At 66.9% G+C, this 24,431-nt stretch carries 21 protein-coding genes; 14 read left to right on the top strand and 7 right to left on the bottom strand.

Going from position 1 to position 24,431, the window contains the following annotated elements:
* The first annotated feature begins 79 nt into the window (after window positions 1–79).
* Window positions 80–307: a hypothetical protein gene (locus tag ACFC4D_RS03890; protein ID WP_375966772.1), complete on the top strand. Its 228-nt coding sequence runs from the start codon at window positions 80–82 to the stop codon at window positions 305–307.
* Window positions 308–329: 22 nt separating this feature from the next.
* Here ACFC4D_RS03890 and ACFC4D_RS03885 read toward each other — a convergent pair whose 3' ends face one another.
* Together ACFC4D_RS03885 and ACFC4D_RS03880 are read right to left on the bottom strand one after the other, a co-directional pair.
* A complete protein-coding gene (locus ACFC4D_RS03885) occupies window positions 330–791 on the bottom strand; it encodes an SRPBCC family protein (RefSeq protein WP_376061671.1) in 462 nt (153 codons plus the stop codon).
* Window positions 792–856: 65 nt separating this feature from the next.
* On the bottom strand, window positions 857–1,198 hold the full coding sequence (locus ACFC4D_RS03880; protein ID WP_376061670.1) for a cytoplasmic protein: 342 nt from the start codon (window positions 1,196–1,198) through the stop codon (window positions 857–859).
* A gap of 45 nt (window positions 1,199–1,243) precedes the next feature.
* On the opposite strand from ACFC4D_RS03880, the gene ACFC4D_RS03875 reads away from it, so the two are divergent.
* A complete protein-coding gene (locus ACFC4D_RS03875; protein WP_376061669.1) occupies window positions 1,244–1,837 on the top strand; it encodes a TetR/AcrR family transcriptional regulator in 594 nt (197 codons plus the stop codon).
* 24 nt (window positions 1,838–1,861) lie between these two features.
* Here the strand turns inward: ACFC4D_RS03875 and ACFC4D_RS03870 are convergent, their stop codons facing one another.
* Entirely contained in the window at window positions 1,862–3,166 is a 1,305-nt protein-coding gene (locus ACFC4D_RS03870) for a family 1 glycosylhydrolase (RefSeq protein ID WP_376061668.1), read from the bottom strand.
* 105 nt (window positions 3,167–3,271) lie between these two features.
* The gene (locus ACFC4D_RS03865; RefSeq protein WP_376061667.1) at window positions 3,272–4,483 is read right to left on the bottom strand and encodes a saccharopine dehydrogenase family protein; all 1,212 of its coding nucleotides are present in this window, start codon (window positions 4,481–4,483) and stop codon (window positions 3,272–3,274) included.
* A gap of 112 nt (window positions 4,484–4,595) precedes the next feature.
* Here ACFC4D_RS03865 and ACFC4D_RS03860 point away from each other — a divergent pair, with 112 nt between their 5' ends.
* Window positions 4,596–4,994 carry a hypothetical protein gene (locus ACFC4D_RS03860; protein WP_376061665.1) on the top strand — a complete coding sequence of 133 codons (399 nt, stop codon included), beginning with the start codon at window positions 4,596–4,598 and terminating at the stop codon, window positions 4,992–4,994.
* On the opposite strand, the gene ACFC4D_RS03855 is transcribed toward ACFC4D_RS03860, so the two are convergent.
* Window positions 4,983–5,876, bottom strand: coding sequence for a PaaX family transcriptional regulator C-terminal domain-containing protein (locus ACFC4D_RS03855; protein ID WP_376061663.1), 894 nt, complete (start codon window positions 5,874–5,876; stop codon window positions 4,983–4,985). The two genes, ACFC4D_RS03860 and ACFC4D_RS03855, sit on opposite strands and share 12 nt — an antisense overlap.
* Window positions 5,877–6,047: 171 nt before the next feature.
* Here ACFC4D_RS03855 and ACFC4D_RS03850 point away from each other — a divergent pair, with 171 nt between their 5' ends.
* The 10 genes from ACFC4D_RS03850 (at window position 6,048) to ACFC4D_RS03805 (ending at window position 22,008) form a co-directional block, all read left to right on the top strand.
* Window positions 6,048–7,628, top strand: a complete 1,581-nt coding sequence (locus ACFC4D_RS03850; protein ID WP_376061662.1) for a hypothetical protein — start codon at window positions 6,048–6,050, stop codon at window positions 7,626–7,628.
* Between the two features lie 109 nt (window positions 7,629–7,737).
* Entirely contained in the window at window positions 7,738–10,476 is a 2,739-nt protein-coding gene (locus tag ACFC4D_RS03845) for an AAA family ATPase (protein ID WP_376061660.1), read from the top strand.
* 152 nt (window positions 10,477–10,628) lie between these two features.
* On the top strand, window positions 10,629–11,165 hold the full coding sequence (locus ACFC4D_RS03840) for a hypothetical protein (protein ID WP_376061659.1): 537 nt from the start codon (window positions 10,629–10,631) through the stop codon (window positions 11,163–11,165).
* A gap of 285 nt (window positions 11,166–11,450) precedes the next feature.
* Window positions 11,451–12,638 (top strand): MarP family serine protease, encoded by a 1,188-nt coding sequence (locus ACFC4D_RS03835; RefSeq protein WP_376061657.1) that lies wholly within the window; start codon window positions 11,451–11,453, stop codon window positions 12,636–12,638.
* A 54-nt stretch (window positions 12,639–12,692) separates the two neighbouring features.
* The gene (locus ACFC4D_RS03830) at window positions 12,693–16,061 is read left to right on the top strand and encodes a BTAD domain-containing putative transcriptional regulator (protein ID WP_376061656.1); all 3,369 of its coding nucleotides are present in this window, start codon (window positions 12,693–12,695) and stop codon (window positions 16,059–16,061) included.
* A 215-nt stretch (window positions 16,062–16,276) separates the two neighbouring features.
* On the top strand, window positions 16,277–17,239 hold the full coding sequence (locus tag ACFC4D_RS03825; protein WP_376061655.1) for an alkaline phosphatase family protein: 963 nt from the start codon (window positions 16,277–16,279) through the stop codon (window positions 17,237–17,239).
* A gap of 94 nt (window positions 17,240–17,333) precedes the next feature.
* Entirely contained in the window at window positions 17,334–18,305 is a 972-nt protein-coding gene (locus tag ACFC4D_RS03820) for an alkaline phosphatase family protein (RefSeq protein WP_376061654.1), read from the top strand.
* A 64-nt stretch (window positions 18,306–18,369) separates the two neighbouring features.
* Window positions 18,370–18,606, top strand: a complete 237-nt coding sequence (locus ACFC4D_RS03815; RefSeq protein WP_375966796.1) for a hypothetical protein — start codon at window positions 18,370–18,372, stop codon at window positions 18,604–18,606.
* Window positions 18,607–18,904: 298 nt separating this feature from the next.
* Window positions 18,905–20,926 (top strand): TerD family protein, encoded by a 2,022-nt coding sequence (locus ACFC4D_RS03810; protein ID WP_376061653.1) that lies wholly within the window; start codon window positions 18,905–18,907, stop codon window positions 20,924–20,926.
* A gap of 125 nt (window positions 20,927–21,051) precedes the next feature.
* Complete coding sequence (locus tag ACFC4D_RS03805; RefSeq protein WP_375966799.1) at window positions 21,052–22,008, top strand: alpha/beta fold hydrolase; 957 nt, start codon at window positions 21,052–21,054, stop codon at window positions 22,006–22,008.
* A 29-nt stretch (window positions 22,009–22,037) separates the two neighbouring features.
* On the opposite strand, the gene ACFC4D_RS03800 is transcribed toward ACFC4D_RS03805, so the two are convergent.
* Both ACFC4D_RS03800 and ACFC4D_RS03795 read right to left on the bottom strand, forming a co-directional pair.
* Entirely contained in the window at window positions 22,038–22,517 is a 480-nt protein-coding gene (locus ACFC4D_RS03800; RefSeq protein WP_375966801.1) for a universal stress protein, read from the bottom strand.
* Between the two features lie 14 nt (window positions 22,518–22,531).
* Entirely contained in the window at window positions 22,532–22,750 is a 219-nt protein-coding gene (locus ACFC4D_RS03795; protein ID WP_364633205.1) for a CsbD family protein, read from the bottom strand.
* A 111-nt stretch (window positions 22,751–22,861) separates the two neighbouring features.
* On the opposite strand from ACFC4D_RS03795, the gene ACFC4D_RS03790 reads away from it, so the two are divergent.
* Window positions 22,862–24,349 (top strand): DUF4419 domain-containing protein, encoded by a 1,488-nt coding sequence (locus tag ACFC4D_RS03790; protein ID WP_376061652.1) that lies wholly within the window; start codon window positions 22,862–22,864, stop codon window positions 24,347–24,349.
* Window positions 24,350–24,431 lie beyond the last annotated feature (82 nt).

Genomic DNA, 24,431 nt, shown 5'->3' with positions numbered 1-24,431 from the left:
ATGTAGTCCGGGCTGAAGTCCCTCGGGTGGGGGACTTTGGTCACTCCCGCGCTGTCGTTCGGGCGATCAAGCTCTTGGTATGACCGATGGATACGTGGCGGGGCCGTTGCGGCCGATGCGTGAGCGGGATTTGGTCGAGGCGATGGTCGATCGGCTGTTCTCGGAGTTCGGCGATCGGTTTTCGCGGCGGTGGGTGGTGTGGATTGTGCGGATGTGCCTGCGGGATCTGGCGGGGAATCCGCCCGGGGCCATGGCGGAGTTGGGGGAGCGGTCGGCTCGGCAGCGGCTGCTCGAGATCGCCTGCTGACCTCGGGCGGCGGATGTCGCTGTCAGCGCGGGGTTTCCACGTAGGCCTTGATGCGTTCGAGGGTTTCGCGCATCCCCTCGACATTCGTCTTGCCGCGCGTCCAGCCCGCGAGCAGCCAGTACAGCCGGATCGGCGGCGAGTTGTGCAGTTGGAAGGATTCGGTGACCGAGGTGCCCGAGTCCGTCGGTTCGAGTTGGTAGCGCCAGGTATTGATTTCCATACCGCCCGGACCGAGCACGGTGAAGGCGAATTCACGGCCCGGTTCGCACGCGATGACCCGGCACACCGTGGAGTACTTGAGCCCCCACCCATTCCGATTCACGTGCCCCCGGAACTTCGCTCCGACAGCAGGTCCCGTCGCCCGCCCGATCCACTCCGCCCCGAACGTCTCCGGGCTGAACCGGCCCACATTGGTGACATCGCTGATCAGATCCCAGATCGGTTCCGGTGCGGCCGACATTTGGACGGTGACTGAGTCATGCATGAGCCAGAGCCTACGTGTGTCGCCGGGATACACGAATCAGCGGCGACGCGAAGCGTATTCGGGCCTTACGGCGCGCTGGGGCCCAGGGTGGGGGCGGCCGGTGCCGGTGCGGGCTCCTTGAGCTCGATGAACAGGGCGTGGCTGTCGGTATCGCCGATGTTCTCGCCCTCGTGTTCCTGTGCGCCGACCCAGCGCACCTGACCCGCTGTCAGTTCGACCTCGACCTGGCGTCCGCCCGAGGTGATGCGTCGGCGGAAGGAGGCCAGCGGGTACATCACGCTGTCGGGGTGGTCGTGCGGGCGGGTGCGATCGCCGGGTTTATCGCGGTATTCCAGGACGCGGACGCGGTCATTTTCGAAGATGACCCGGTACAACTCCGGGCTGACGAGGACGGGATCGGTGCTCATGAGCGGCCTCCGGAAAGTATATGGGACTAAAGTACCATGATGGGCATGTCAGTGCCATATGAGGAATCCGGTCGCCGGGGGCAGAAGGCTCGCACGCGCACGGCGTTGATCACGTCGACCCGGGCGCTGCTGGCGCAGGGACTCATCCCGACCGTCGAGGATGCCGCCCAAGCCGCGGATATCTCCCGGACCACGGCCTATCGGTACTTTCCGAATCAGCGAACCCTGCTCGCGGCGGTGCGACCGGAGATCGAGCAGACGTCACTGCTGCCAGATCCGGCCCCTGGCGATGTCCGCACCCGACTCGAATTGGTGATGCGCGAATGCGGCCGGATCAATCTGGAATGGGAGCCGGAATTACGCGCCTCCCTGCGGCTTTCGCTGGAGCCCGGTGCGGCCGAATCCTCCCCGCTGCGGCGCGGCCGGGCCATCGGCTGGATCGAGGATGCGCTGACCCCGCTGCGAGACTCGCGCCCGGAGGTCGATATTCACCGTCTGGCCATAGCGATTCGCTCGGCCACCGGCATCGAATCGTTCATCTGGCTCGTCGACGTCGCGGGCCTCACCAGGGATGAGGCCATCGAAACCCTGTGCGGCACAGCGCAAGCGCTGCTCTCAGCCGCGGATCCTGTTCGCTGATCGGCGATTACGAACCGCCGCGGGTCAGCGGCCCGGGACTGTGACGGGGGCGAAGCAGCTCGAGGGGAGATCCTGTAGTGAGCACAGCGCCGGAGCCCGGGTGGGGAGATAGCCGTTCGGAACGCCACCGGAATTGGCTATATCGCGGTAGGCGTTCACCGCATCGGTGGGACGGCGGGTCAGGCTCGGATCGGTGGTGACGTCGACGGTATAGAGCCCGAAACGCGGTGCGTAGCTGCCCCATTCGTAATTGTCGGTGATGCTCCAGTAGTTGTAGCCGATGACGTTCATACCGTCGGCTTTGGCGCGCTGGACCCAGTAGACGGTGTCGCGGAGATTGTCGGTGCGCGTCATACCGTCGGTGGTGGCGGAGCCGTTGTCCGAGGGCATGCCGTTCTCGACGATGTAGAGCGGGCGGCCAGGGAACTTCTGGGCGTATCGGCGCAGCGTGTAGTAGATCCCCTCGGGTTCGAGAATGAGACCGGAGGGCTGATTCAGCAGGCTCGCGACCACATTCGGCGGTTTGGACAGCGATCCGCCGTAGTAGTAGTCGATGCCGATGTAGTCGAGCTTGTCGGCGATCCGGTCGATGAAGGACGCATCGGCCTGCGCCGCACCGAGATCGTTGGCGGCGAGATTACTGGTGACCATCGCACCGGGCTGGCGCGCGTGGATGTGGTCGTAGATGGCGCGGTGCGCGGCGACCATGCGATCGATCATGGGGGTGACATCGAGCGTGCCGATATCGCCGATGCGCTGTTCCTGGCCGACATAGGCGAGCGGTTCGTTGAAGGTGACCCACAGCGGATCCGACCCCGCGTACCGATCCACCACCGCGCGGGCATTGGTCAGCCAATCGTCGACCATGCCGGGATTGCGCCAGCCGCCGCGATCGACCGCCCAGCCCGGAAACACCCAGTGGTCCAGGGTGATCATGGGCCGCATACCGGCCGAGCGGATGCGCGCGATCATGGCGTCATAGAAGGAAAAATCCCATTCGCCCGGATTTGGCTGCACCCGAGCCCATTCCACGCTAACTCGGTAGACACCGACACCGAGATCGGCCGCGTGCTGAATATCCTCACCGTAACGATGCAGGAAATCGACCGAATTGCCATAGCCCTGCGCGCGCCCGGAGTTGGCGTATCGACTCCAATTACTGTCCGGCGCAGAGCCTTCGCTCTGGAATCCGGAACTGGACACACCCCACATGAAATTGCCGCCGACCTGCGGTAGCCCCGAATCCGCCGTGGCGGTGCCGGGTGCGACTATCGCGCACGAGGCGGCCAGAACGATGCATGCCAGCGAGAACAGTGCACGATGTCCCATTGCAACGAGAGTACCTGCCGGAAAGCATGTTTCGGGGCGGACCGATCAGATTGACGATTCACCAGGATGGAAAATACCGACCGGACCTCACTGTTTAGCTACCGGTCAGCATCCCGTCAAGTGCTCGACAATGACCGCGGGACCGTCACCGGACAGGCCGAGATGCGGGCGGAGGTCGCGGAAGAATCGGTCCGGGTCCATCACCGACTCCGGGGGATGGACGCCGGGCCGGCGGGCGCTGCCGTCGACGAGCTGGGATAGAGCCAATGCCAATGGGATTCCCGTCGCGCGGCTCATATCGTCGATGAACAGTGGTGTGCCGGTTCCGGAATCGTCCGCGAGATACGCCAGGGTGGTGTGCGGCCGGTCGTCCCTGCGTCCGCGAGCCGCGGCGAAGAACGGCGGCAGGGTACCGGGAGAGTGGAATCGACCGGCGGCGATGAGCGACCGGATACCGCGCAGTAGACCGGGTTTCAGCAGCTGTGCCGAGGCGGTCTCATTGGTCAGTTCGCCGCGGTCGATATCGCGGCGCAGGACGTCCAGAAATGCCGCGGTACCCGGGGTGACGATCATCAGGGTGGCGGCCTCGCCGGTGGGCCGCAGTGTGCGGTGCAGCGTCACGGGTTCGGGATGGCCGACGGTGTAACCGGTGCCGCGCCGATCGCCGGGCAGTTCCAAGGAGATCGGACGCAAGGGCGACTCACGAATCGTACGGCCGTGGCGGACAACGGTAATGGTGCCGCTGATCTGCTCCATCCAGTGCATGAGCGCGGCGGGCGGATGCGCGCCGTCCTCCGGTGACAGCTCCTCGGTGCTGCCGCGCGGCACATTGACCGGCCAGGCGGTGTAGACGTCCTCGACGGTATCGAGTGCGCCCGCGGCGGCCATCGCGAGCAGATTGCTCACCCCCGGACTCGCGCCCATCCCGATCACGGCGCAGACCCCGGCTTCCCTTGCGGCGGAGTCGAGTTCGAGCATTCGCAACGTGGGTTCCCAGTCATCGCACAGGTCGAGGTAGTGCGTACCGGTGGCGATGGCGGCACGCAGTACGGGCAGTCCGAATCGGTAGTAGGGCCCGACGGTATTGAGCACGACGTCCGCGTCCCGCAACGCGTCGTGCAGAACGGCCGAGTCGGTCACGTCGACCCGTTGTGCGCGGACCGCGCAGCTTCCCGCGCGCAGCTCCGCGGTAAGTCGCAGCGCCGCATCGAGATCGCGATCCGCCACGACGATCTCCGCGATGCCGGGGAGTCGCGCGGCGGTGCGCACCGCGACGGCTCCCATCGCGCCCGGACCGCCCAGCGCCAGTACCTTCATCACAGTTCCTATCATTTCACAGACGATCGTTTATGAGATGATAGATCGCGTGAAGCGATTTCTGCCAGGAGCATCGAATGTTCAGTGGGCCGACCTGCGACGACTGGATCCGATGACACGGCAGCGCGCACTGGAAGCGGCCGCCTCGCAGCTGCTGGCGTTGATCACGCTCCCGTTCACGCATCCGGGCGTGGCGCACCCGCCGGAGTGGACTCAGCTGCTGGGCCTGGCATTCCTGCTGGCTTCCTGCGTGATCACACTGCACACCTGGAGCGTGCTCGTGGGACGCGTCGGGTACGCGCGATCGCGCATGCGCACCGATGTGCGAATACGGCGGCAGGTGGTGAACGAGCGCCGCCTGCGCCGAGCCGCGCTAATCTATCCGATCGTGACGCTGGTATCGATCCCGCTACCGCCGACCTGGCGATGGCTGTGGTTCACACTGACCGTAATCTCGGCGGTCCTGGGCGCGATAGCGCTGTACCGGCTGCCGCGGTCGCTACCGGGTTGACGCCCGAGCGGGCTGTTCCCGCAGCACCTCGGCGGTGACGTCGTAGTACCACTGGAAAACCCTTGTGGCATTGGGTGTTTCGGTGCGCGCCAGCTCCGCCCAGCAGGCCGCGACCGCCGCGCGCGCCTGTGCGCCGACCCAACCCCGGGGCAGCAGTTCCGGCGGCAGCAATGGATCGGGGTCCAGGGCGCGGGTGAACTCGGTCCCCAATTCGATTTGCAGCGTGAGCCGTTGGGTCGGCGTGGGCGGTGTGGCCGCCCGCAGTGCGCGCAGCACCCGCTGCGCGACCTCGAGCAGGCGACGATGCCCGGCGGCGAGTCGATCCAGCGGCCAGAGCCTCTCGGCCAGCGCCCGCGGGGTGCGGGTGCCGCCGATCAGCAGATCGGTCGTGCTGAGCAGGGTGAGATATTCGGTGACGCCGAGTTCGGCCGCGGCGGCGGCGATCCGGTCCTCCCAGGGATTGGCGCTCACATACAGTCCGCCTTGAATGGGCGCGCCGCCGAGCCGGACAATGGTGTCGCGCATGGCATCTCGCGCCTGCCGTGCGGTTTCGGGAATCCCGAACGCCGCCAGTCGCCAATGCCCGTCCCAGGGCTCGACACCGCGATCCTGCCGGTACATATAGCGCAGGAATTCGATATCGGGTTCGAGCGCGCCGCGGGTGCGATCGGTCGCGTACAGCACGGCCTTGCGGCCCCGGCCCTCATGGGTGAATTGCCCCTCGGCGACGAGCCGTTTGATGCACAGCCGGACCTGCTGATCGGTCATGCCGAGGGTGTTCGCGACGGCGTACAGCTCACCGGCGTCGATGGTGGAGTCCTGCCGGATCATGCTTTCCACCAGTGTGCGGGTCGGGATCTCGACGGCATCGCTGTCCGGCATCGCGCACCCCTTTCCGGCGGTTCTGGTCACTGCGTTCGAACATCATACGTTCGGGCGAATTTCGATAGACGCGTGCGGCGAGTGCGCGTACGCGGCGACTTCGGCGGGTTACAGTGCCGGAGATTCAACCCGGCCGGGCGAAGAATTGCGAAGCGGAGGCGACTGATTTTCATGACGGGGCGTTGTGCGCGAGGGACATCGGCCCTCATCGCGGCGGTATGCGTGGCGGTCATCGGACCGGGCACGGGTGTGGCCGCCGCGGATTCGGATTCCCGCCCGCTCGGATGTGTGCCCGCGATCGGCACCCTGCAAATTCTGCCGCCGCTACCGGGTTTGTTCCTGCCGCTGCCGAGCATCAGGGGAGTATCGGAGTTCGACGATCTGCCCGCGGCCCCGGCACATCTTTCGTTCCCGCCGAGCGTCGACTTCCGCGATAACACCCAGGGATTCAACAGTTTCGTCGATGTGGTGCTGCGCGATGGTTCGCTGTACACCCGCCCGCGCGAATCGAATTCGCCGTGGCGCAGGATCCCGACGCCCGGCTGTCTCGACGGCGGGATCGTCGCGGTCTCGGTGAACAACAATATGCTGGTCGCGGCGGACGCGAACGGCTGGATCTACTCCATGGACAATCTGCTTTCCGGTCCGCTGCTGTGGAATTGGACCTATTCCTACGGCGGGCCGATCTGGCTGTGGCCGGGTGAGCGGATTCCGGGCACCGGCGGTGGTCCGATCGCGTCGAGCCGCTGGGCGATCAGCCATCGCATGTCGGCGAGTTTCACCGATGCCGAGGGCTACACCCATCCGACGACCGCGGGCCTGGTGCAATTGGTCGCGCTTTCGCAGGACGGCGCGCGCATCACCTACCAGGATCCTTGGCTGCCCGCCGATCTGAGTTACGAGATCGGCGGACCGGAGGACGGCCGCTTCATTTCCGAGGCATTGACCACTTCGGGTTCGGTGACCTTCGTGATGAATCGGTACGGCGATATGTACACGCGCAAATACGATTTGGATCTGGCGGGCGCGAATCACATTCCGGGGCGGTACACCTGGCAGCCGCAGGGCCGGAAGCCCTCGGCCCCCAATCAATTGCTCGAACGCGTCGACCCGCAATACGCCGCGATCTCGCTGCCCGCGCAGGACTGGTTGCGACAGCCCAAGATTCCGGGCGAGATCACCGCCCGCCTGTCCATTCACGACAGCGGTCCCGCGATGGAGAACCGGGAATTGCGCGTCGAGGGTCGAGATAACGGCCGCACCGGCTACTGGCACAAGGATCTGGTCGCCCCCGCCTGGGACTTCACCCCGACCGATCAGGAACTGCGCGGTATTCCGATCGCCAACTCACCCCGGGACCGGTCGGCCGACACCCTCGTCGCGCCGAGCGATCTGGCCTTCCAGGGCGCACTGCCCGACGGCTGGACCCTGCGCCTGGACCACTTCGATTGGGCGCAGACGAAACACCCCGCCACCCTCACCTCGCCCACCGGTCGCGCCTATGACATCGGCCTGTACACGGCCGATGAACTCCGCCTCCTGCCACGAGGTTCCGGCCTGGACGACAATCCGCGCGGTCTGGAAGGCGCACTCGACCTGCGTCCCGCCGACCCCGGGCACCCCGACAACGCGGAGCTGCGCCGCTTCATCGACACCCGTCTGAACGGCAGTGACATCTACGAGGTCACCGTCCAGGCCACGCGCGCGCAATTGGTCCTGAACCCGCTCGGTGTCGTTCTGCCGCGCGGCTAGCCCGCGACCCGGCGCGGCGAATGTTCTTTCCGCACTGTGCGATTGACCTAAACTCTCCGAATACATCACCTCATGGCGGGACTGGTGCGGACTTCGGAGTGTGATACCGGTGCTGTTCGGGCGCGAGGCCGACATCGACCTGCTCACCCGCTTCGTTGCGGGCGAATGCGGTGCGGACGGTGTACTGGTGCTGACCGGCGAACCCGGAGTCGGCAAGACCGCGCTCCTGCACGCCGCGATCGAGGTGGCGGGCTGGCACGGGGTGCGGGTGCTGCGGGCGGGTGCGCTGGAATTCGAGGCCGATACCCAGTTCGGCGCTCTGAATCAGCTGCTGCAACCCGCGATCGACTGCGTCGGCGCGCTCGCCGAACCGCATCGGGAGGCGATGCGCGTGGTGATGGGGTCGGCGGCGGGTCCGGTCCCGGGGCAGTTGCTGGCGGGGGCGGCGACCCTGGCCCTGCTACGGGCCTGTGCCGGGGACGCGGCACTGCTGCTGGTCGTCGACGATGTGCAGTGGCTGGATCTGTCCAGCGCCATGGCATTGATCTACGCGCTGCGGCGGCTGTCCGATACGAATATCCGACTGTTGACGGCGGTGCGCACCGATTCCGGTGATGCGTTCACCCGCAGCGGTTTTCGCGTTCACGATGTCCGGCCGCTGGACGATCGCACCGCCGAGGAGCTGTTGCGGTCCGCGTTCCCGGCGCTGCCCACCGGGGTGCGCGGCCGCCTGCGCGCCGATGCGCGCGGGAATCCGCTCGCACTGCTGGAATTGCCCGTCGCATTGGAGATCGAGGGCGGTCGTGCGCGTCTACCCGAGATGCTCCCGCTGACCCGGCGACTACAGCAGGTATTCGCGGACCGGCTGCGATATCTCCCGGCCGGTACCCGGCGCATGCTGTTGTTCGCGGTGCTGGCGGGCGCGGAGGACGCGGTGGTGCTCGGTGCTCGTCTCGCGACACCGGACGGGCGCGATGAGCTCGCACCTGCCGAGCGTGCCGGGATCGTGCGCACCGATCCGCGCACCGGCCGGCTCGAATTCCGGCATCCGCTATTGCGTTCGGCGGTGGTGGAGTTGTCGACCGGAGCCGAACGCCGGAACGCGCATCGACTGCTCGCCGATATTTTCGCGGACGCACCGTCGCGTCGCGCCTGGCATCTGGGTCAGGCCGCCGCCGGTCCCGATGAGGAACTGGCCGGACTGCTCGAAAGCGTGTCGCGGCGCATGCTGCACGCGGGGGACAGCGTGCGCGCGACCGCGACCATGCTGCGCGCCGCGGAACTCAGTCCCGCCGAGGCCGATCGGGTGCGCCGCACCGCGCGCGCGGCGTATCTGGGTTCGCTGCTGACCGGGGAGGTGTCCGATACCGCCCGATTACTGCGTACCGCCCCGGAGTCCGCGACGGGTGGCCGGTCGCTGGCGGTGGCGCTGGCCGCGGCCTACCAATTGCTCAATACCGAGGGCGATATCGCGACCGCGAGCCGAATGCTGCTGGCCGCCTTGCGAAATGACGCCGATTCCGGTGGCGGTGATCCCGAAGTCGTCTCCGAAGCGTTGCATTCGCTGCTCTATATCGGGTTCTACAGTGGCCGTGACGATATGTGGCCCGAAATCCGGGCGGCCCTGGATCGGGTGCTGCCGGAACCCTCGGACACCCTGGCCCTGCTCGCCGGTCCGTTCGTCGATCCGGTGCACACCGGCGCGAAGGTGCTGACCGAACTCGATGCGGCACTTGATGATCTGCGCTTCACCTCGGATCCGGTGCGGATCGTCCGGGTCGCGACCGCGGCGGCGTATCTGGATCGGATCGGGCGGGTCCGTGAACCGCTGCAGCGCGTGATCGACGACGGCCACGACGGCGGTGCGGTCGCCCGGGCACTCGAGGCGCTGCTCCTGCTCGGCAATGACGACTTCTTCAGCGGCGCTTGGGATCACCTGATCGAGGTGACCGATGAGGGCCTGCGATTGTGTGACGAGCTGGATTATCCGGTCACCGCCGGATCGGGAAAACTGTTGCGCGGCTTGGTCGCCGCCGCACGCGGTGACGACGCGACGGTCGAGCGGCTCGGTGAGCAATTGCTGATGTGGGCGGCCCCGCGCAATCTGCTGACTCTGGCGCACTACTCCTCGCATATCCGCTGTCTGCACGCGCTCGGGAATTCCGCGTTCACCGATGCCTTCCGGCACGCGGCCACCGTCAACCCGCCCGGGGTGTTCCTGCCGCACCGGCCGCACGCGCTGTGGCTGGTGCTGGACCTGACCGAGGCCGCGGTGCGCAGCGGGCGGGCGGAGGCGGCGCGGGAACACGCCGATGCGGCGAAAGCGGCAGGGCTGGAGGATCTTTCACCACGTCTCGCGATGATCACCAGCGCCGCGCAGGCGCTCGCGCATCCGGCCGAGTCTCGCATCGCGTTCGAGCGGGCGCTCGCGGTACCGGGCACCGAACGCTGGGTGTTCGATCGCGCCCGCATCGAACTGCTCTACGGTGAGCAGCTCCGCCGGGACCGTGCGACGGCTGCCGCCCGGGACCACCTTTCCACCGCCGCAACGATTTTCACCGAGTTGGGGGCCGTGCCCTGGTTGCGGCGGGCGCAGTCCGAGCTCCGGGCGGCGGGGGAGGCGGGCGCGCCGGGCGCGACCGCGCTGACCCCGCGCGAACAGGCGGTGGCCGAGTTGGCGGCGGCGGGCCGGACCAACAAGCAGATCGGTGAGGAACTGTTCCTGTCCGCGCGGACGGTGTCCACCCACCTTCAGCATGTGTTCCACAAACTCGGCATCACCCGTCGCGGTGCGCTCCGCGACAGCTTGGCAACGCGGTCCGGCGGCCCGGGGCCGAGCATCGAATAACGAAGTGAATTGCCACCGTTCCTCACTTATGGGCGATTTAGCCGATTTGGCCGATTGTGTCCCGACGCGCCGGTTCGCTGTCCTAACCTCGAACGCGACGATGTATTGCCGCTTCAGCTCGATCAACGATGATCTCGAGAGAGGTGCAGGACATGTCGACATTCCGTAGTGCGCTCTTCGCGGGCGCGGTGGCCGGGTTCGCGAGCGCCGCCGCTCTCACCGCCGGAACCGCCTCGGCCGATCAACTCGACGAAGGTGGCTGCAGCGCCGGCGCGATCGAGTGGCAGGCGAACGGCCCGGGCTTCACCGGCAGCAATCAGGCCCCGGTGGGCAGCAATATCGGCGGCCATCTGCTGGCCTGCCACGGCGTTCCCACCGATATCAGCGTCGGCACCATTATCGGCACCACCTTCGAACCGGCCGCCACCTGCTACGGCAGTCGCGGCGGGCGCGCCGATCTGCTCGTCATTTGGGATAACGGCCAGAACAGTCATGTCATCGGCACCTGGGAATGGACGCTTGGCCAGCAGGCGACCAATCACCTCAAGATCGTCGGCGGCCTCGGCTCGGGCCGCACCCTGGATGTGGTGACCGGACCGCCGGAGGTCAGCCCCGCCTCGGTCACCGGCTGCATCGTGGGCGGCTATCACGCGGGCAGCTATCAGGTGCTCGGCGCCAAAATCGTCTGACGGACGATAGCGGTATCGCGAGTCGGGCGATTCGTTCAAAATCCGTTCAACGGGCATTGAACGCACCGCTCGGGCGGCGTTGTCATGTCGAAATCACGCCGATACGCTCGTTTCGGTGCCGCTGACGAACCCGCAGATTCTATTGCGGCACAGTGATATTCGCCGACAAACACCAGGAGGAGCGACTCCCGCACGAACCCGGCTCCGGTGGCCCCCTCGCCCATCGGAGCCGGGTTCACGGCTGTCCACACCCCGTCGATTCCACCCTCGCCCCCGGAGATCACGTTGACGCAGTCGAATGTGCTGGACCTGATGGTGTTGGCGGCGATGCTGTTCGCCGCGCTACAGGGATATCGCCGGGGTGTGATCACCGCGCTGCTGGGATTCACCGGCGTGCTCGGCGGGGTGTGGTTCGGCGCGCAGCTCATCGATGCGGTGCGGCCGTACCTGCCATTGGGTCCGGTCGGCTGGGTGCTCATGGTGACCGCGATCGTCGCCGCGGTGGTGGGCGGGCAATTCGGGGGCGAGTGGCTGGCGCGGCGGGTGCTGCGGGTCGACCGGGCCCGGCGCTTCCAGCGGATCGACGCCATCGCCGGTGGTTGCTGTCAGGCGCTGGCGGTTCCGGTCGCGGTGTGGCTGCTCGCGACCGCGGTTGCGGTCACTGCCGGTGCGAATATCGTTGCGGTGCTGGATGATTCGCAGACCGTTCGGGCAATGGACACGGTTGCGCCGTACTGGCTGGTGAATATGTCCCGCACCTTCGCCAGTCCGTTGCGGGAATTGGGTCCGGTGCAAGACGACGAATGGTCGACACCACCGGCGGAGCGGGCTCTCGCACCGGACGCGGCGATCCTGTCCGGTCCGGCGGCGGCCGCGGCGCAACGCAGTGTGCTGCGTGTCTCGGGCACGGCGGAGGGCTGCGGGCGGCTGACCGGAACGGGTTTCGTCATCGCGCCCGAACGAGTGCTGACCAATGCGCACGTGGTCGCGGGGATGTCGGAGATATCGGTCCGGGAGGCGGGGCGGGCGCTGCGGGGCACCGTGGTGGCCTTCGATCCGGGGAATGATCTCGCGGTGGTGGAGGTGCCCGGGCTGAGCGCGCCGCCGGTGGTGGTCGCGGCCGGTCCGGCCGATCCCGGGGCGAGCGTGATGGTGCTCGGCTATCCGGGCGGTGGTTCCTACACCGCGGCGGCCGGGCGGGTACTGGCTCGCACGGTGCGGCAGGTGCCGGATGTCTATCACGTGGCGGTCGCCCCGCGCTGGATCTATCAGGTGTCCGGTGCGGTCCGGGAGGGCGATTCCGGTGGGCCGCTGGTGGATTCGCAGGGCCGGGTGCTGGGAATCGTATTCGCCGCCGATAGAGCCGGGCGCGATATCGGCTATGCGATGGATGTGCGCCGGGCGCTGGGTCAGCTCGGTGGTGATGCGCTGCGTTCGATTCGGCCCGTACCGACCGGTCCGTGCCGTCTGTAACAGCGACTACGCTCGGCAACATTCGGGCGAAGCTGGGGAGATCGGTGGTTCGGGATGGGTGATATCGACGCTGATCATTCCGCGCTGCGATTCACCCTGTTGAACGGGGTCGGAGCACAATCGGATGGTCGGGCGCTCGATCTCGGCCCACCGCAGCGACGAGCGGTGCTCGGCGCATTGGCTATTCGTCGGCGACAGTGGGTTCCGATCGCGAGTCTGGTGGCCGCGCTCTACGAATCCGAGCAGCCCGTTCGTGGTGTCCGCGTGGTGCAGACTCATATCTCGGCGCTGCGGCGGGTGCTGGAACCCGCGCGTTCGCCGCGGGCGCCCGCGACCGTACTGCTGTCCGGGCACGGCGGCTATCAATTGCTGATCACCGATGAGCAACTCGATCTCGGGGTCTTCGAACAGCTGCTGTCCGAGGCTGAAAATGCCCGTGACCGCGCGGAATGGGATGTAGCACAGCGGCGGTACGAACGCGCCCTGCGTATCTTCCCGGGTGATGCGCTGCCCGGGATTCCGGGACCGTTCGCCGCCGCCCAGCGCGCGCTGCTGATCGAACGCAGGCTCTCGGCAGTCGAGGATTACCTCGATGCGACGATTCGGGCGCAGCGCTCCGAACAGGCGATCGATGGACTGCGCGTGCTCATTTCCGAGCAGCCGCTGCGGGAACGGCCTCCTGTACTGCTGATGCGCGCGTTGCACGCGCAGGGGCGGCGCTCGGAGGCGCTCGAGGTCTACACGGCGACGCGGCGGCTGCTGATCGATCGACTCGGCGTCGAACCCGGGCCGGAACTGCGCGCACTGCACAGCGGCATTCTGTCGGGGCGGGCGGTGAACGCGCCCTCGGTTCCGGCTGTCGTGCCCGATACCGGGGACCAGTCGCCCGCCGATGGTGATTGCGGGTCGATCATCGGACGGGACGCCGAACTCGCGCGGTTCATCGCACCCGCCGAGCGCGCGGCGGCGGGCAGCGGCGGGTTCGCGGTCGTGGTGGGGTATCGGGGGTTCGGCACGTCCGCGATGTTGCGGGCGTTGGGGACGCGTGTACCGGCGGCTCGCACGCTCTGGGTGGATGCGGGAAAGGGTTACGAGACAGGCGAATCGGGCTTGCTGGCGTCGATTGCCGGAGCGCTGGAACCTACCGCACCGGGATTGCGGGCCTGCATCGATCCGGAGCTGCGGCACGAATTGCTGCGCGGGTTCGCGTCGGCTTCGGCGGATGGGCTGCTGCTGGTACTGATCGATGACATCAGTCGCGCCGATGACCGGTCGATCCGGGTGCTGGCCGCGCTCGCACCGCAGCTGCGGACCCTGCGGGTGCTGGTGGTCGTCGCCGTGGAGGATCAGCAGTGGGATCCCGTGCTCGGTGCTCGTCAGGCCGTGCTGGAGCGCGCGGCCCAGCCGGTCGTGCGGGTGGGCGCGCTCGGTGATGCCGCCATCGCGGAATTGGCCCGGCGTCGTCTCGGGGCGGTCGCGACACCGGAGCTGATCGACGATATCGCGCGGGCCACGGCGGGTATCCCGGATCTGCTGGTGGGTTTGATCGCCGATATCGGATCGCTGCCCGAGGTGAGCCGACTGCCGCGGCGGCTGCCCGAGGGGGCGTACACGCTTGCCATGCGGCATCAATTGGGCAGTGCCACAGCGGAATTGCTCGACACCTACCGGGTGATGAACGCATTGCCCGAGGGCCGGGCCGAACTGCCCGTCATAGCGGCGGTGGTCGGCGAATCGGTCAGCGAGACCCGCTATCGCTGCGAATTGCTCGCCACCGCACACGTATTGAGCTCGATCGAGCCTCCGGTCTTCCGGCATCCCTTGATAGGCAATACGGTTCGGCAGTTGCGACCGGTCGTCGACGATTCGGCGATCCATCTGGCGGCGGCTTGGCACGCCCGGGCGGTCGGGCGTCCGGTGCGTGAGATCGCCGCGTATCTGCACGACCTGCGCGGTGACCGGTATGCCGAATGGACCTCGCTGCTGGTCGAGGCGGCGCAGGAATGCGTGCACGCGCGTGCCGTCGATGAGGCGATGCGGCATCTCGAATCGGCGCTGCGGATAGCGGGACCGGAGACTCGCGCGGATGTGCTGGTCCGGCTGGGCGCTCTCGAACAGTTCACGAATCCGGCTGCGGCGCGGCACTATCTGGAGCAGGCGCTGGCGGCGCAGCGGGCGGCGCGGGCATCGCCCACCGCGCTGGTTCCGCTGCTGTGGAGTATGGCCACGCAGCGCCAGTCCGCGGCGGCGGCCGCGCTGCTGGATGAGGTGCTGGCCGAGACGCGGGAGCGGGATCCGGTGGCGGCGCGCGCGATACACGCCAACCGGTGGGTGATCGCGGGTATGCGACCGGAGACCTGGGCGGCCTATCTCGCCGAATTGCGCTGTGGCGCGGACGATCCGATCAGCCGGGCGGTGCTGGTCTTCGATGACGCGTTCGGTGTGGGGTGTTCGGGCCGGACGGCGCTGGATCGATTCGCGGCGGCCTTGCGCGGCAGCGGTGCCCCGGCCCCTCGGGAAATGTTCGGCATGCTCGGTCAATTGGCGCTGTGGGCCGATGATCTGACGATGGCGTGGCAGCTGACCGATCAGCGCGATGACCGCTTCTTCGGTGCGATCGATATCTACCGGGCCGCCATGCGGGCCGAGATTCATTGTCGTCGAGCGGAATTCGCGCAGGCGCTGGAGGAGTGCGCATTGCCCGCCCGGGTCGTCGACGGGCGGGTGGCGCGGTATCCGGCCGTGCTCTCGATCTGGCGTGGGTACGCGCTGCTCGGATTGGGGCGGTTCGAGGAGGCGGCGGAGTGGGTCGAGATCGCGGCGGCGAGTGTGAATCCCGAACTGCTGGAATGGCTGCTGGTGAATACCGCGCGCGGTGTGATCGCGTCCATGCGCGGTCGGGCGCGGCAGGCGGCCGGGTTCTTTCTGGAAACCGGGCGCAGGGCGGTGGATTGGGGGCTGCTGAACCCCGGCTTCCTGCCGTGGCGCAGTCTGGCCGCGCGGGAATTGGCCAGGATCGGTGAGACCGGCCGTGCGGCCGAATTGGCCGCCGCCGAGCTGGAGCTGGCGCGGCGCTGGGCGGTGGATCGCGGCATCGGGCTCGCCTTGCGTGGAATCGCCTGCACCGCAGCTGATTCCGATCGCATTGGAGTGCTGGAGGAGGCTGTGTGGCATCTGCGGCGCGGCGAGGCCGTCACCGAACTGTTGAGCACGCTGCTGGATCTCGCGCGGGCGCACGCGACGGCGGGTCAGCGGGGGCAGGTGCGCACCGTGCTCATCGAGGCGTACGCGATCGCTCAACCGCGTGGGGCGCTGCTGTGCCTGGATCGCGTCGAAACGCTGTGGCGAGAACTTGTATCGGATGCGGGCCCGCCGTGGTCATCGGGTCCGCATCCGGTTCAAAGGCGATTCAACGGCGATTGAACGCGGAGGTGGCGGGGCTGTCTCGGACGATTTCCGCTTCCTATTCTCTCCCGTTCGCCGATCTGGCAACTCAACAGCTATTGCCTTGCGGTGCAATGGATCCGGATCATCCGATGAACCGTCGGTGAATACTGCCGCTAAGGTCTGGACCAATGGCGGGGTCGTGCGGCACGGTCTAGACCATGAAATACCCAAACGGAAATATCCTGAATCCCTTGGCCATCACTATCTTTGCCGCATTGCCGGTCTTGGCGGGGGTGATCGGGGCCGCGCCTGCGACCGCCGACGCCACCGTCAACAAGGTGGTCGTCATCGGACTCGACGGCACGATGTACAAGAAGGTGCAGGAGGCCAAGGCGCCGAATCTGCTGAAACTGGCCGGTGAGGGCACTCTCGGGCAAACTTCGATCGCACCGCACACCACCATCTCCGGCCCTTCCTGGGCCACCGTGCTGACAGGTGTATGGGACACCAAGCACGGCATCTACGACAACAACGTCACCACGGCCCCGTTCGTCAAGTACCCGACCGCGTTCACCCAGCTGGAGAAGGCCAATCCGGCGTTGAAGACCGAATCCTTCGCCTCCTGGGGCACCATCGCCACCATGGCTGGCTCGGGTGATCCGCACGCCGACGTGAATGTCGCGACCCCGGCTCCGGCCGATGACCCGACCGAAGCCAAGATCGATGCCGCCACAGCCGATTCCAGCGCCACCGCGGTCACCAATGACGCGCCGGACTTCCTGTTCACGCATCTCGATCAGGTAGATGAGGCGGGCCACGGCCACGGCGGCTCGTCGGCCGAATACCTCGACGCCGTCAAGCGGGTCGATGCCGAGGTCGGCAAGATCGTGGCCGCGGTCGATGCCCGCGCCAAGGCGCATCCCAACGAGAAGTGGAACATTCTCGTCACCGCCGACCACGGCCATCGCCCGTCCGGCGGCCACGGCGGTCAATCAGCCGATGAGACAGCCAATTTCCTGATCGCGCGCGGCCCGTCCTTCAAGGCCGGGTCCACCAATACGACGAACTCCCTCGTCGATGTCGCCCCGACCGTCCTGGCTCTGCTCGGCGTCAAGGGCAGCACCGATTTCGACGGTAAGTCGGTGATCAACGCCGGTGGTTCGACGCCCAGCACCGGTTCGTTCGGTTTCGATCTGCCGGGCACCGGCAGCTGACCCGGATGCCGGCCCTGCCCACCTCCACGCGGATCGGGCCGGCCTCCGGTTGCTTCCACCGTGATCGAAAGATCCACTCGCGAAAGACTCTTCCATGAAACCACAGCGCCCCGCGCGCACCTCGCTCGCGGCCCTGGCCGCCTGCATCGCGGTCCCCTTGGTCGCCGGTCTGATCGATATGCCTGCGGCGCAGGCGGATCCGACCGTCAACAAGGTCGTCGTCCTCGCTTTCGACGGCGCCCTCTACAGCCGGATCCAGGAGGCCAAGGCCCCCAATCTGCTCGGGCTCGCCGCCCAGGGTGTCCTGGCCCAGACCTCGATCGCCCCGCACGCCACCACCTCGATACCGATCTGGGCGACCGGGCTGACCGGTGTATGGGATACCAAACACCACATCACCGGCTACGGCGGCGACGCGTTCGCCACCTACCCGACGGTCTTCACCCAGCTGGAGAAGGCCAAACCGCAGTTGCGCACCCGGTCTATCGTCACCTGGTCGGCCCTGGCCGACGCCGCCGCGTCGGGCACCCCGGGCGTCGATGTGAACACCATTACCTCCGGCCCCAACGAAGCGGACAGCGGTACCGCGGATTTATCCGCCACCGCCATCACCGATGACGCCCCCGATTTCCTCTTCGTCGATTTCGACACGGTGGACAGCGCGGGTCATCGAGGTTCGGCCAAACCCGGCTACCTGGACGCCATCACCAAGGCCGATATCGGGGTGGGCAAGATCGTGGCCGCCATCGACGCCCGCGCCAAGGCCCACCCGAACGAGAAGTGGAACATCCTCGTCACGACCGGCAACGGCAATAAGCCGGAAGGCGGCCACGGCGGCCAATCCGCCGACGAGACAGCCAATTTCGTCATAGCCCGCGGCCCATCCTTCGCCGCAGGCACCACCAACACCACCTACTCCATCGTCGACATCACCCCCACGGTCCTGACGCTGCTCGGCGTCAAACCCGCCGCCGACATCGACGGAAAGTCGATGGTCACCGCCACCCCCGGACCATCCACCGGATCCTTCGGAATCCCCTGGCCCGGCACCGGATCAGCAGGCTGACACCCTGCCGCCATCTCGAAACCGCTACACACCAACACTTCTCGACCCCGAAAGAAGGCAAATCATGTCCGCTCGCACCCTCCTCACCAAATCCCTCGCCATCGCGGCCCTCACCACCCTCCCGGTAATCGCCGCAACCACAACGGCTTCCGCAGCCCCCGCTGGCACCGGCTCGGGCACCGCCACCGGCTCCGCCGACATCATCGGCGGCCTGAACCAACTCCTGAGCGGCTCCGCCACCACCATCGACGGCCTGAACCGCCTCGGCTCGGGCTCCAGCAGCCCCAACACCAACCACTGACCCCGTGAAGCCGAGTTCCCGGTCCCGCACTCACGGGTCCGGGAACTCGGCCGTGGGGGAGTGCATACGAACGACGTGAAAGGGCAATCTCGGACTTTGCTGAAGGCGAAATTGAGCCTGGGGAATACTTCGGAATATGCATTGTCCGGCAGCGACTTTGGACATTCCAACCGGTACGTAATTGGCATTCGCCCGACATTCGCGGTGACACGCGGTTGTGTGTAACAGCGGAGACGTCAGCGCCGAATTCTCAGCGGCGTCTCCGCTGAATGCGTGCCGAATCAGGAAGGGGGAGGCTTTGACGTCTCCGATACTGTCCAAGGGCCAGAATCTCGCACTGTCCGATGATGTCGTGCGTGTCGATATCGTGATCGGCTGGGCGGAGGCCGAGGTGGCGGTCGACGCGTCCGCACTACTGCTCGGTGAGGACCGAAAGGTGCTGTCCGACAGTGATTTCGTGTTCTACAACCAGCCCGAGTCGACCGATGGCTCGGTGCGATTCCTGGGCACGAGCGCGACCGAGGAGGGTGCGCAGACGCGTATCACCATCGATCTGGCGGCCGTTCCGGCCGAAGTGCACGTGGTCGCCCTCGCGGGGAGTGTCGGAACCGGAACATTCGGTCAGTTGGGCAAGGTCGCGTTCTGTGTCGTGGATGGGGCCGGGCAGTCCCTGGCCGAGTACGTGACCGCCGATGCTACGACGGAATCGGCCGTGCTCTTCGGGGAGGTGTACCGGCGCGCGGGGGTGTGGAAGGTGCGTGCGGTCGGTCAGGGGTGGGACTCCGGGTTGGCAGGTCTGGCAACGGATTTCGGTGTCACCATCGATGACGACGCCGAAGGCGATGCGGTGCCGGAACAGCTGAGCGAGCCGGAATCGGTTGCGATGCAGAAGAGTTCCGCTGTCGAGGCCGCGCCGGAGGTGGCCGCGCCCGACCCGTCGCCGGCCCGTCCCGCGCGATCGGCGCGGGGTGTCCGTACCACCAAACAGGTGGCGAGGAAGACCAAGCCGATCGAATTCAAACTCGCCGAGAGCGATACCTGGCAACCGGCCCGGCTCTTCTCCGTGATCGGAGTCGGTGCCGGTGAGGAACAGGAGCGGCGCGCCACCTCGGCGCTGATCGCCACCATGCAGGCCGTGCGGCCCTTCGCGCGGGCGCTCTGCACGCGCATGGGCGCGCCCGCCGGCGCTTTCGAGGGCTATATCGAGGTGCAGTACGAGCGTGGTGACGCGGTGGTGATTCCGGACGCGGTGCTCAAGGTGGTGCGCGGCAGTCGGGTGTGGACGGGATTGCTCGAGGTCAAGACCGGTAATGGCAAGCTCAAACGCGATCAGCTGGAGAGCTACCTCGATGTGGCGCGTAAGAAGAAGTACGACGTCGTGGTGAGCCTGTCGAATGATATTCCGGCCGGTCCGGGAGAGCTTCCCGTCGAGGTCGACCGCCGCAAGCTGGCCAAGGTCGCGCTGCGTCATCTGTCGTGGGCGGAAGTGGCGCACGAGGCGCGAATGCTGTTGTCGCACGGCGGTATCGAGGACGATCTGCAGGTCTGGCTGTTGGGTGAGTTCCTCCGCTATCTCGATCATCCCCGCTCCGGTGCAACGGAATTCGTCGATATGGGTAGGCACTGGGTCGCGGTCCGAGACGCGGTCGCCGCGGGGACCTTGCGGGCCGGCGATCAGAAAGCCCTGGCGGTCGCCGAAACCTGGGTATCCCTGTCCCGGCACCTCGCGCTGCGGCTGACGGCCGAGCTCGGAGCGACCGTGAAACATGTACTGCCCCGGCGATTCCGGTCCGATCCGGCGGCCCGCAAGGCGGCTGTCGCCGAACGGCTGGCGGCCGAGGGGATCTTCGAGGCCGTGCTGCAGATTCCGGATACCGCGGGTGATCTACTGGTGGTGGCGGACCTGCGAACCAATAGGGTGCGCTGTCGCACCACGCTCGACGCCCCCGATGAGGGCACCTCGGCTCGCCGACTGTCCTGGCTGCTCAAACAGCTTCAAGGAGCGCCAGGCAGCGTTCAGGTCGAGGCGGTGTTCTCCGAACCCGGCAACGAGGCGTGTGAGCTGCTCGAAACCTTGCGGACGAATCCGAAGGCGCTGACGGCGGACCGTGCGGGTGCGATCGTGTCCTTCACCCTGGAGCAGGTCTTCGCGATGGGGAACCGGCGATCCGGTACGGCGGCGAGCTTCATCACCAGCGTGACCTCGGCGACCGACGCCTTCTACGGGACAGTGGTGCAGCCCCTGCGCGGCTGGGTCCCGGCCGCCCCGAAACGGTCCGAGTCGGCGCAGGCGGGTCCGATCACCGATCCGGACGGCTGACGCGCGGCACCACCCTGGGTGTTGATCTCGTCCACCTCGGGGGAGTGGGGGCAGCTCTCGGGGCTCTGCTTTCGGGGGTGTTGTCGGTGGAGAGTTGGGGGACCACCGAGGAAGCGGAGAGATCGATGTCGGGACTGAAAGCGATTGGCAGTTCGGCCGAGCGCCGGGTCACGGTCATCACCGCGGATGGGGTGGCGCTGGCGGTTCGGGAGTATGGGCCGCGGGCGGCCGAGGTCACCGTTGTGTTTCTGCATGGGCACTGCATGCGCGCCGAGTCCTGGAGCGAGGTGCGGGATGAGCTGGTGCGGGAGTATCCGGGGGCTCGGGTGGTCTGCTACGACCATCGCGGGCACGGGGATTCGGGCAACGCGCCTCGGCACAGTTATACGCTCGCGCAGCTCGGGCACGATCTGGGTGCGGTTATCGATGCCGTCGCGCCCGCCGGGCCGGTGGTGCTGGTCGGTCATTCCATGGGTGGGATGACCGTGCTGACCTATGTCAGTCAGCGGCCGCAGGAGATCGGGAACCGCATCGCCGGGGTCGCGCTCATCGCCACGGGAGCGAGCGGGATCGCGGAGGCGGGGTTCGGCCGGTTGATCCGGCATCCGGTGGTCGCGACCTTCCAGGCCGCGGTCCGTTGGGCTCCGGGTCTGACGCGGCATGCGAAGGCGTTGGCGTGCAAGGTTTTCGCGCCGCTCATCACGATGGCGGAGTTCGGTGATCGCAAGGTCAGCCCGCGCATCCGCAGCCTGGTGAACGCCATGCACAACCAGACTTCGATCGTGGCCATGGCCGCGTTCCTGAGCGCGTTCCTCGACTACGATCGCACCGACGCGCTCCCGGCGCTATCGCACATCCCGACCCTGATTCTGTGCGGCTCCGCCGACCTGATGACCCCGCCGTCGCATTCGATCGCCATGGCCGCCGCCGTCGACTACGCCGATCTGGCGCTGGTCGAGGGGGCGGGTCACTCGGTGATCCTCGAACAGCCCGAACTCGTCTCGGCCGCGATCGCCCGCCTGATGACCAGGGCCGCCGGGACCGAGCGGACCGCATACCGCGGCCTGGCGCTGGTCGCATAGCCGGAGTCGCGCCGCACCCGCGCGACTCGCTACGGGACGACGGTGACGGGCCAGCGGCCGGATTTCACCAGCCGCATCGCCACCGAGCCGATCAGTCGGTGACCGGCCGACTGGGAAGCGCCGACCACGACCGCATCCGCGCCGAGTTCGTCTGCGGCCTTGGACAATTCGGTGAAGGCGTCACCGCGGCGGGTGAGGAATTTCCACCGGATGGTGTAGATGTCCTTGACGCGCTCGATGGATTCGCGGATCTCGGTGACGAGCTGATCGGCGATATCCGCGGTGATGGATTGGACGTCGGTGCCCATGCCCGCGACCATGGTCATCCACGGTTGCACATAGATGACCGCAAGCAGCGCGTGCTGACGGCGCGCGAGTCCGGCGGCGTAGGCGGCGGCGCGCCAGGAGGATTCGGACCCGTCCACACCCACGGCTATCACCAGTGGGCCGTCGGTGCCCAGTTCGAAGCGGGATCCGTCCCGCTCTTCGGGAGTCGTCGGCTCGGCCACCTCGCCAGCCTAATTCACCATTGGGTCTGGGTGCGGCTGCGCCGCCCACGTCGTCCGCGACCGGAGCGCACCGCATCCTTGACCTTCTCCCCGGCATCACGGAGATCGGCCTGTATCTGCTCGCGGCGTCCCCGCCCGGACATGCGGCGATCGCCCAGGGCGTCACCGGCGAGCTGCCGTGCGCGCCCGGTCAACTTGTCGATCTTATTCTTGAACTTGTTGCCACCACTCATTTTTCGATCCTTCGTAGAGGTCTGTACTCGGGAACTACCCGGTACCGCGCGATCGAATCCGCCACCGTGAAATCGGTTGGCGCGGTGACTGTCTCGAACTAGCATCACGCCGTGCAGACATTCCCGGTCGATGACGTGACCCCCGCCGCCGAGGCCCTGCCGACCCGGCCGCTGCGGGAGTTGTTCCCCGAAGCGCTGGTGCTCGGCGGCGACCCGGAGCAGCCGATGGTCGAACCGAACGGGGTGCATCCGCTGCTCGGCGCGGTCGGCCGGGCCTTCGCCGACCATCGGCCCCTGGTGCTGTCCCCGGATGCGGTGTGGCTGACCATCGCGCAGGGGATCGCGCAGCATATTCGGCTGCACGCGGAGGAACTGCGGCCGCTGCTGGTCCGTCATGCCGGGCGTAAACGGCTCGAGGTTGTCATCGACAGCGGTCTGCCGGACACCGCCGATTCCTGGCGAACCCTGGTGGAGTCGTGGAGCAAACTGCTTGCGGCCGAGATCGACCACGCCGACCTGTTCGAATGCGATTTCACGACCAGTTCGGAGATCGAGCGGATCGCCGGGCGGGTGGTGCTGCTGGACGCCTACTCGCCGTACTACTCGTATTGGATGGTCTGCGTCTGCGGTATCCCATCGCTCACGCTGACCGGAACCGTCGACGACTGGCGCAAGATTCGGAGCCGGGTGGACGGGCTCGGCGCGTTCGGCCTCGAACAATGGGCACGTTCGCTGGAACCCATTGCCGACCAATTTGTCCGGGCCGCCTCCGGTGATGTCGATACCGCGTTCTGGCAGCGCATCTACAACCCCGTGGACGCCTACGGCGGCGGGGTGATCACCGGGTGGATCGCACGGCTGTATCCGTACCTGGCGTTCGACGGGGCACAGGACACGCCGAATCCTTTGCTGGACTTGCCGATTACCGAACCCCGCGATCTCACCGATGATGGTCCCATGGGCTACTGGGGCCCGGGGATTCGCAGTACCGCGACTCCGGCCACCCTGTCCAAAGTCATCGTCAATATCAACGATCGCGTCGCGGGAGACAACCAGGCGCGGGCGTTGAACTCGGGTTTGGTGGGGATCACGCAGGACGCCGACGGCTCGTTACGGCCGGTTGCGGGCTGGCAGTTGACGACTGCCGCCGTCGAGATCGACGATGTGATCGATCGAATCATCAGCGACCACAGCGCTTCTCCGCCGGAGTCAGGTCCTGACGTCGACGGGTGCGCGGATCTGCAGGCGATCTATCGCCGGATCGGGTCGGCGTCGCTGTTCGGCGGCCGATGGGAACTGGTGTCCACCGCGAATCAGCGGCAGATCTGGGATGACACCGAAACGACGGTGCTGGCATCGGTCATCAACCTGCATGACGGCCGGAGCATCTGCGCGTACATCGACTGTCGCACCGGAGTCACGCACTGGGTGTGTTGCCGAGTATCGGCTGACTCGGCGGGATTCCCTTACCGTGTGATCGAGGCGGCCGCCGATATCCCGGTGTACGGCACATCACTCGCGCTGCTGCTGAATGCCGCACTGGATTCCGGCGGCGATATCGCGCACGTGGAAACCGGAACGCTCGCCGACCTGCTGTGAGCTCGCTTCAGTATTAAACGCGGGATTTACCGGATTCCGTTCAGGATGACCCTAAGGGGTTACTTTGCCCCGCCCTCGAGTT

This window comes from Nocardia sp. NPDC056000 (genome assembly GCF_042269265.1).
Classification (GTDB): domain Bacteria; phylum Actinomycetota; class Actinomycetes; order Mycobacteriales; family Mycobacteriaceae; genus Nocardia.
This window is presented reverse-complemented; position numbering and strand designations above follow the sequence as displayed.

What these genes read in the sequence shown, in the direction of transcription:
- ACFC4D_RS03890 (WP_375966772.1), top strand. Translation starts at nt 80, where the DNA reads ATGACCGATGGATACGTGGCGGGGCCGTTGCGGCCGATGCGTGAGCGG.
- ACFC4D_RS03885 (WP_376061671.1), bottom strand. Translation starts at nt 791, where the DNA reads ATGCATGACTCAGTCACCGTCCAAATGTCGGCCGCACCGGAACCGATC.
- ACFC4D_RS03880 (WP_376061670.1), bottom strand. Translation starts at nt 1,198, where the DNA reads ATGAGCACCGATCCCGTCCTCGTCAGCCCGGAGTTGTACCGGGTCATC.
- ACFC4D_RS03875 (WP_376061669.1), top strand. Translation starts at nt 1,244, where the DNA reads ATGTCAGTGCCATATGAGGAATCCGGTCGCCGGGGGCAGAAGGCTCGC.
- ACFC4D_RS03870 (WP_376061668.1), bottom strand. Translation starts at nt 3,166, where the DNA reads ATGGGACATCGTGCACTGTTCTCGCTGGCATGCATCGTTCTGGCCGCC.
- ACFC4D_RS03865 (WP_376061667.1), bottom strand. Translation starts at nt 4,483, where the DNA reads ATGAAGGTACTGGCGCTGGGCGGTCCGGGCGCGATGGGAGCCGTCGCG.
- ACFC4D_RS03860 (WP_376061665.1), top strand. Translation starts at nt 4,596, where the DNA reads ATGACACGGCAGCGCGCACTGGAAGCGGCCGCCTCGCAGCTGCTGGCG.
- ACFC4D_RS03855 (WP_376061663.1), bottom strand. Translation starts at nt 5,876, where the DNA reads ATGCCGGACAGCGATGCCGTCGAGATCCCGACCCGCACACTGGTGGAA.
- ACFC4D_RS03850 (WP_376061662.1), top strand. Translation starts at nt 6,048, where the DNA reads ATGACGGGGCGTTGTGCGCGAGGGACATCGGCCCTCATCGCGGCGGTA.
- ACFC4D_RS03840 (WP_376061659.1), top strand. Translation starts at nt 10,629, where the DNA reads ATGTCGACATTCCGTAGTGCGCTCTTCGCGGGCGCGGTGGCCGGGTTC.
- ACFC4D_RS03830 (WP_376061656.1), top strand. Translation starts at nt 12,693, where the DNA reads ATGGGTGATATCGACGCTGATCATTCCGCGCTGCGATTCACCCTGTTG.
- ACFC4D_RS03820 (WP_376061654.1), top strand. Translation starts at nt 17,334, where the DNA reads ATGAAACCACAGCGCCCCGCGCGCACCTCGCTCGCGGCCCTGGCCGCC.
- ACFC4D_RS03815 (WP_375966796.1), top strand. Translation starts at nt 18,370, where the DNA reads ATGTCCGCTCGCACCCTCCTCACCAAATCCCTCGCCATCGCGGCCCTC.
- ACFC4D_RS03805 (WP_375966799.1), top strand. Translation starts at nt 21,052, where the DNA reads ATGTCGGGACTGAAAGCGATTGGCAGTTCGGCCGAGCGCCGGGTCACG.
- ACFC4D_RS03795 (WP_364633205.1), bottom strand. Translation starts at nt 22,750, where the DNA reads ATGAGTGGTGGCAACAAGTTCAAGAATAAGATCGACAAGTTGACCGGG.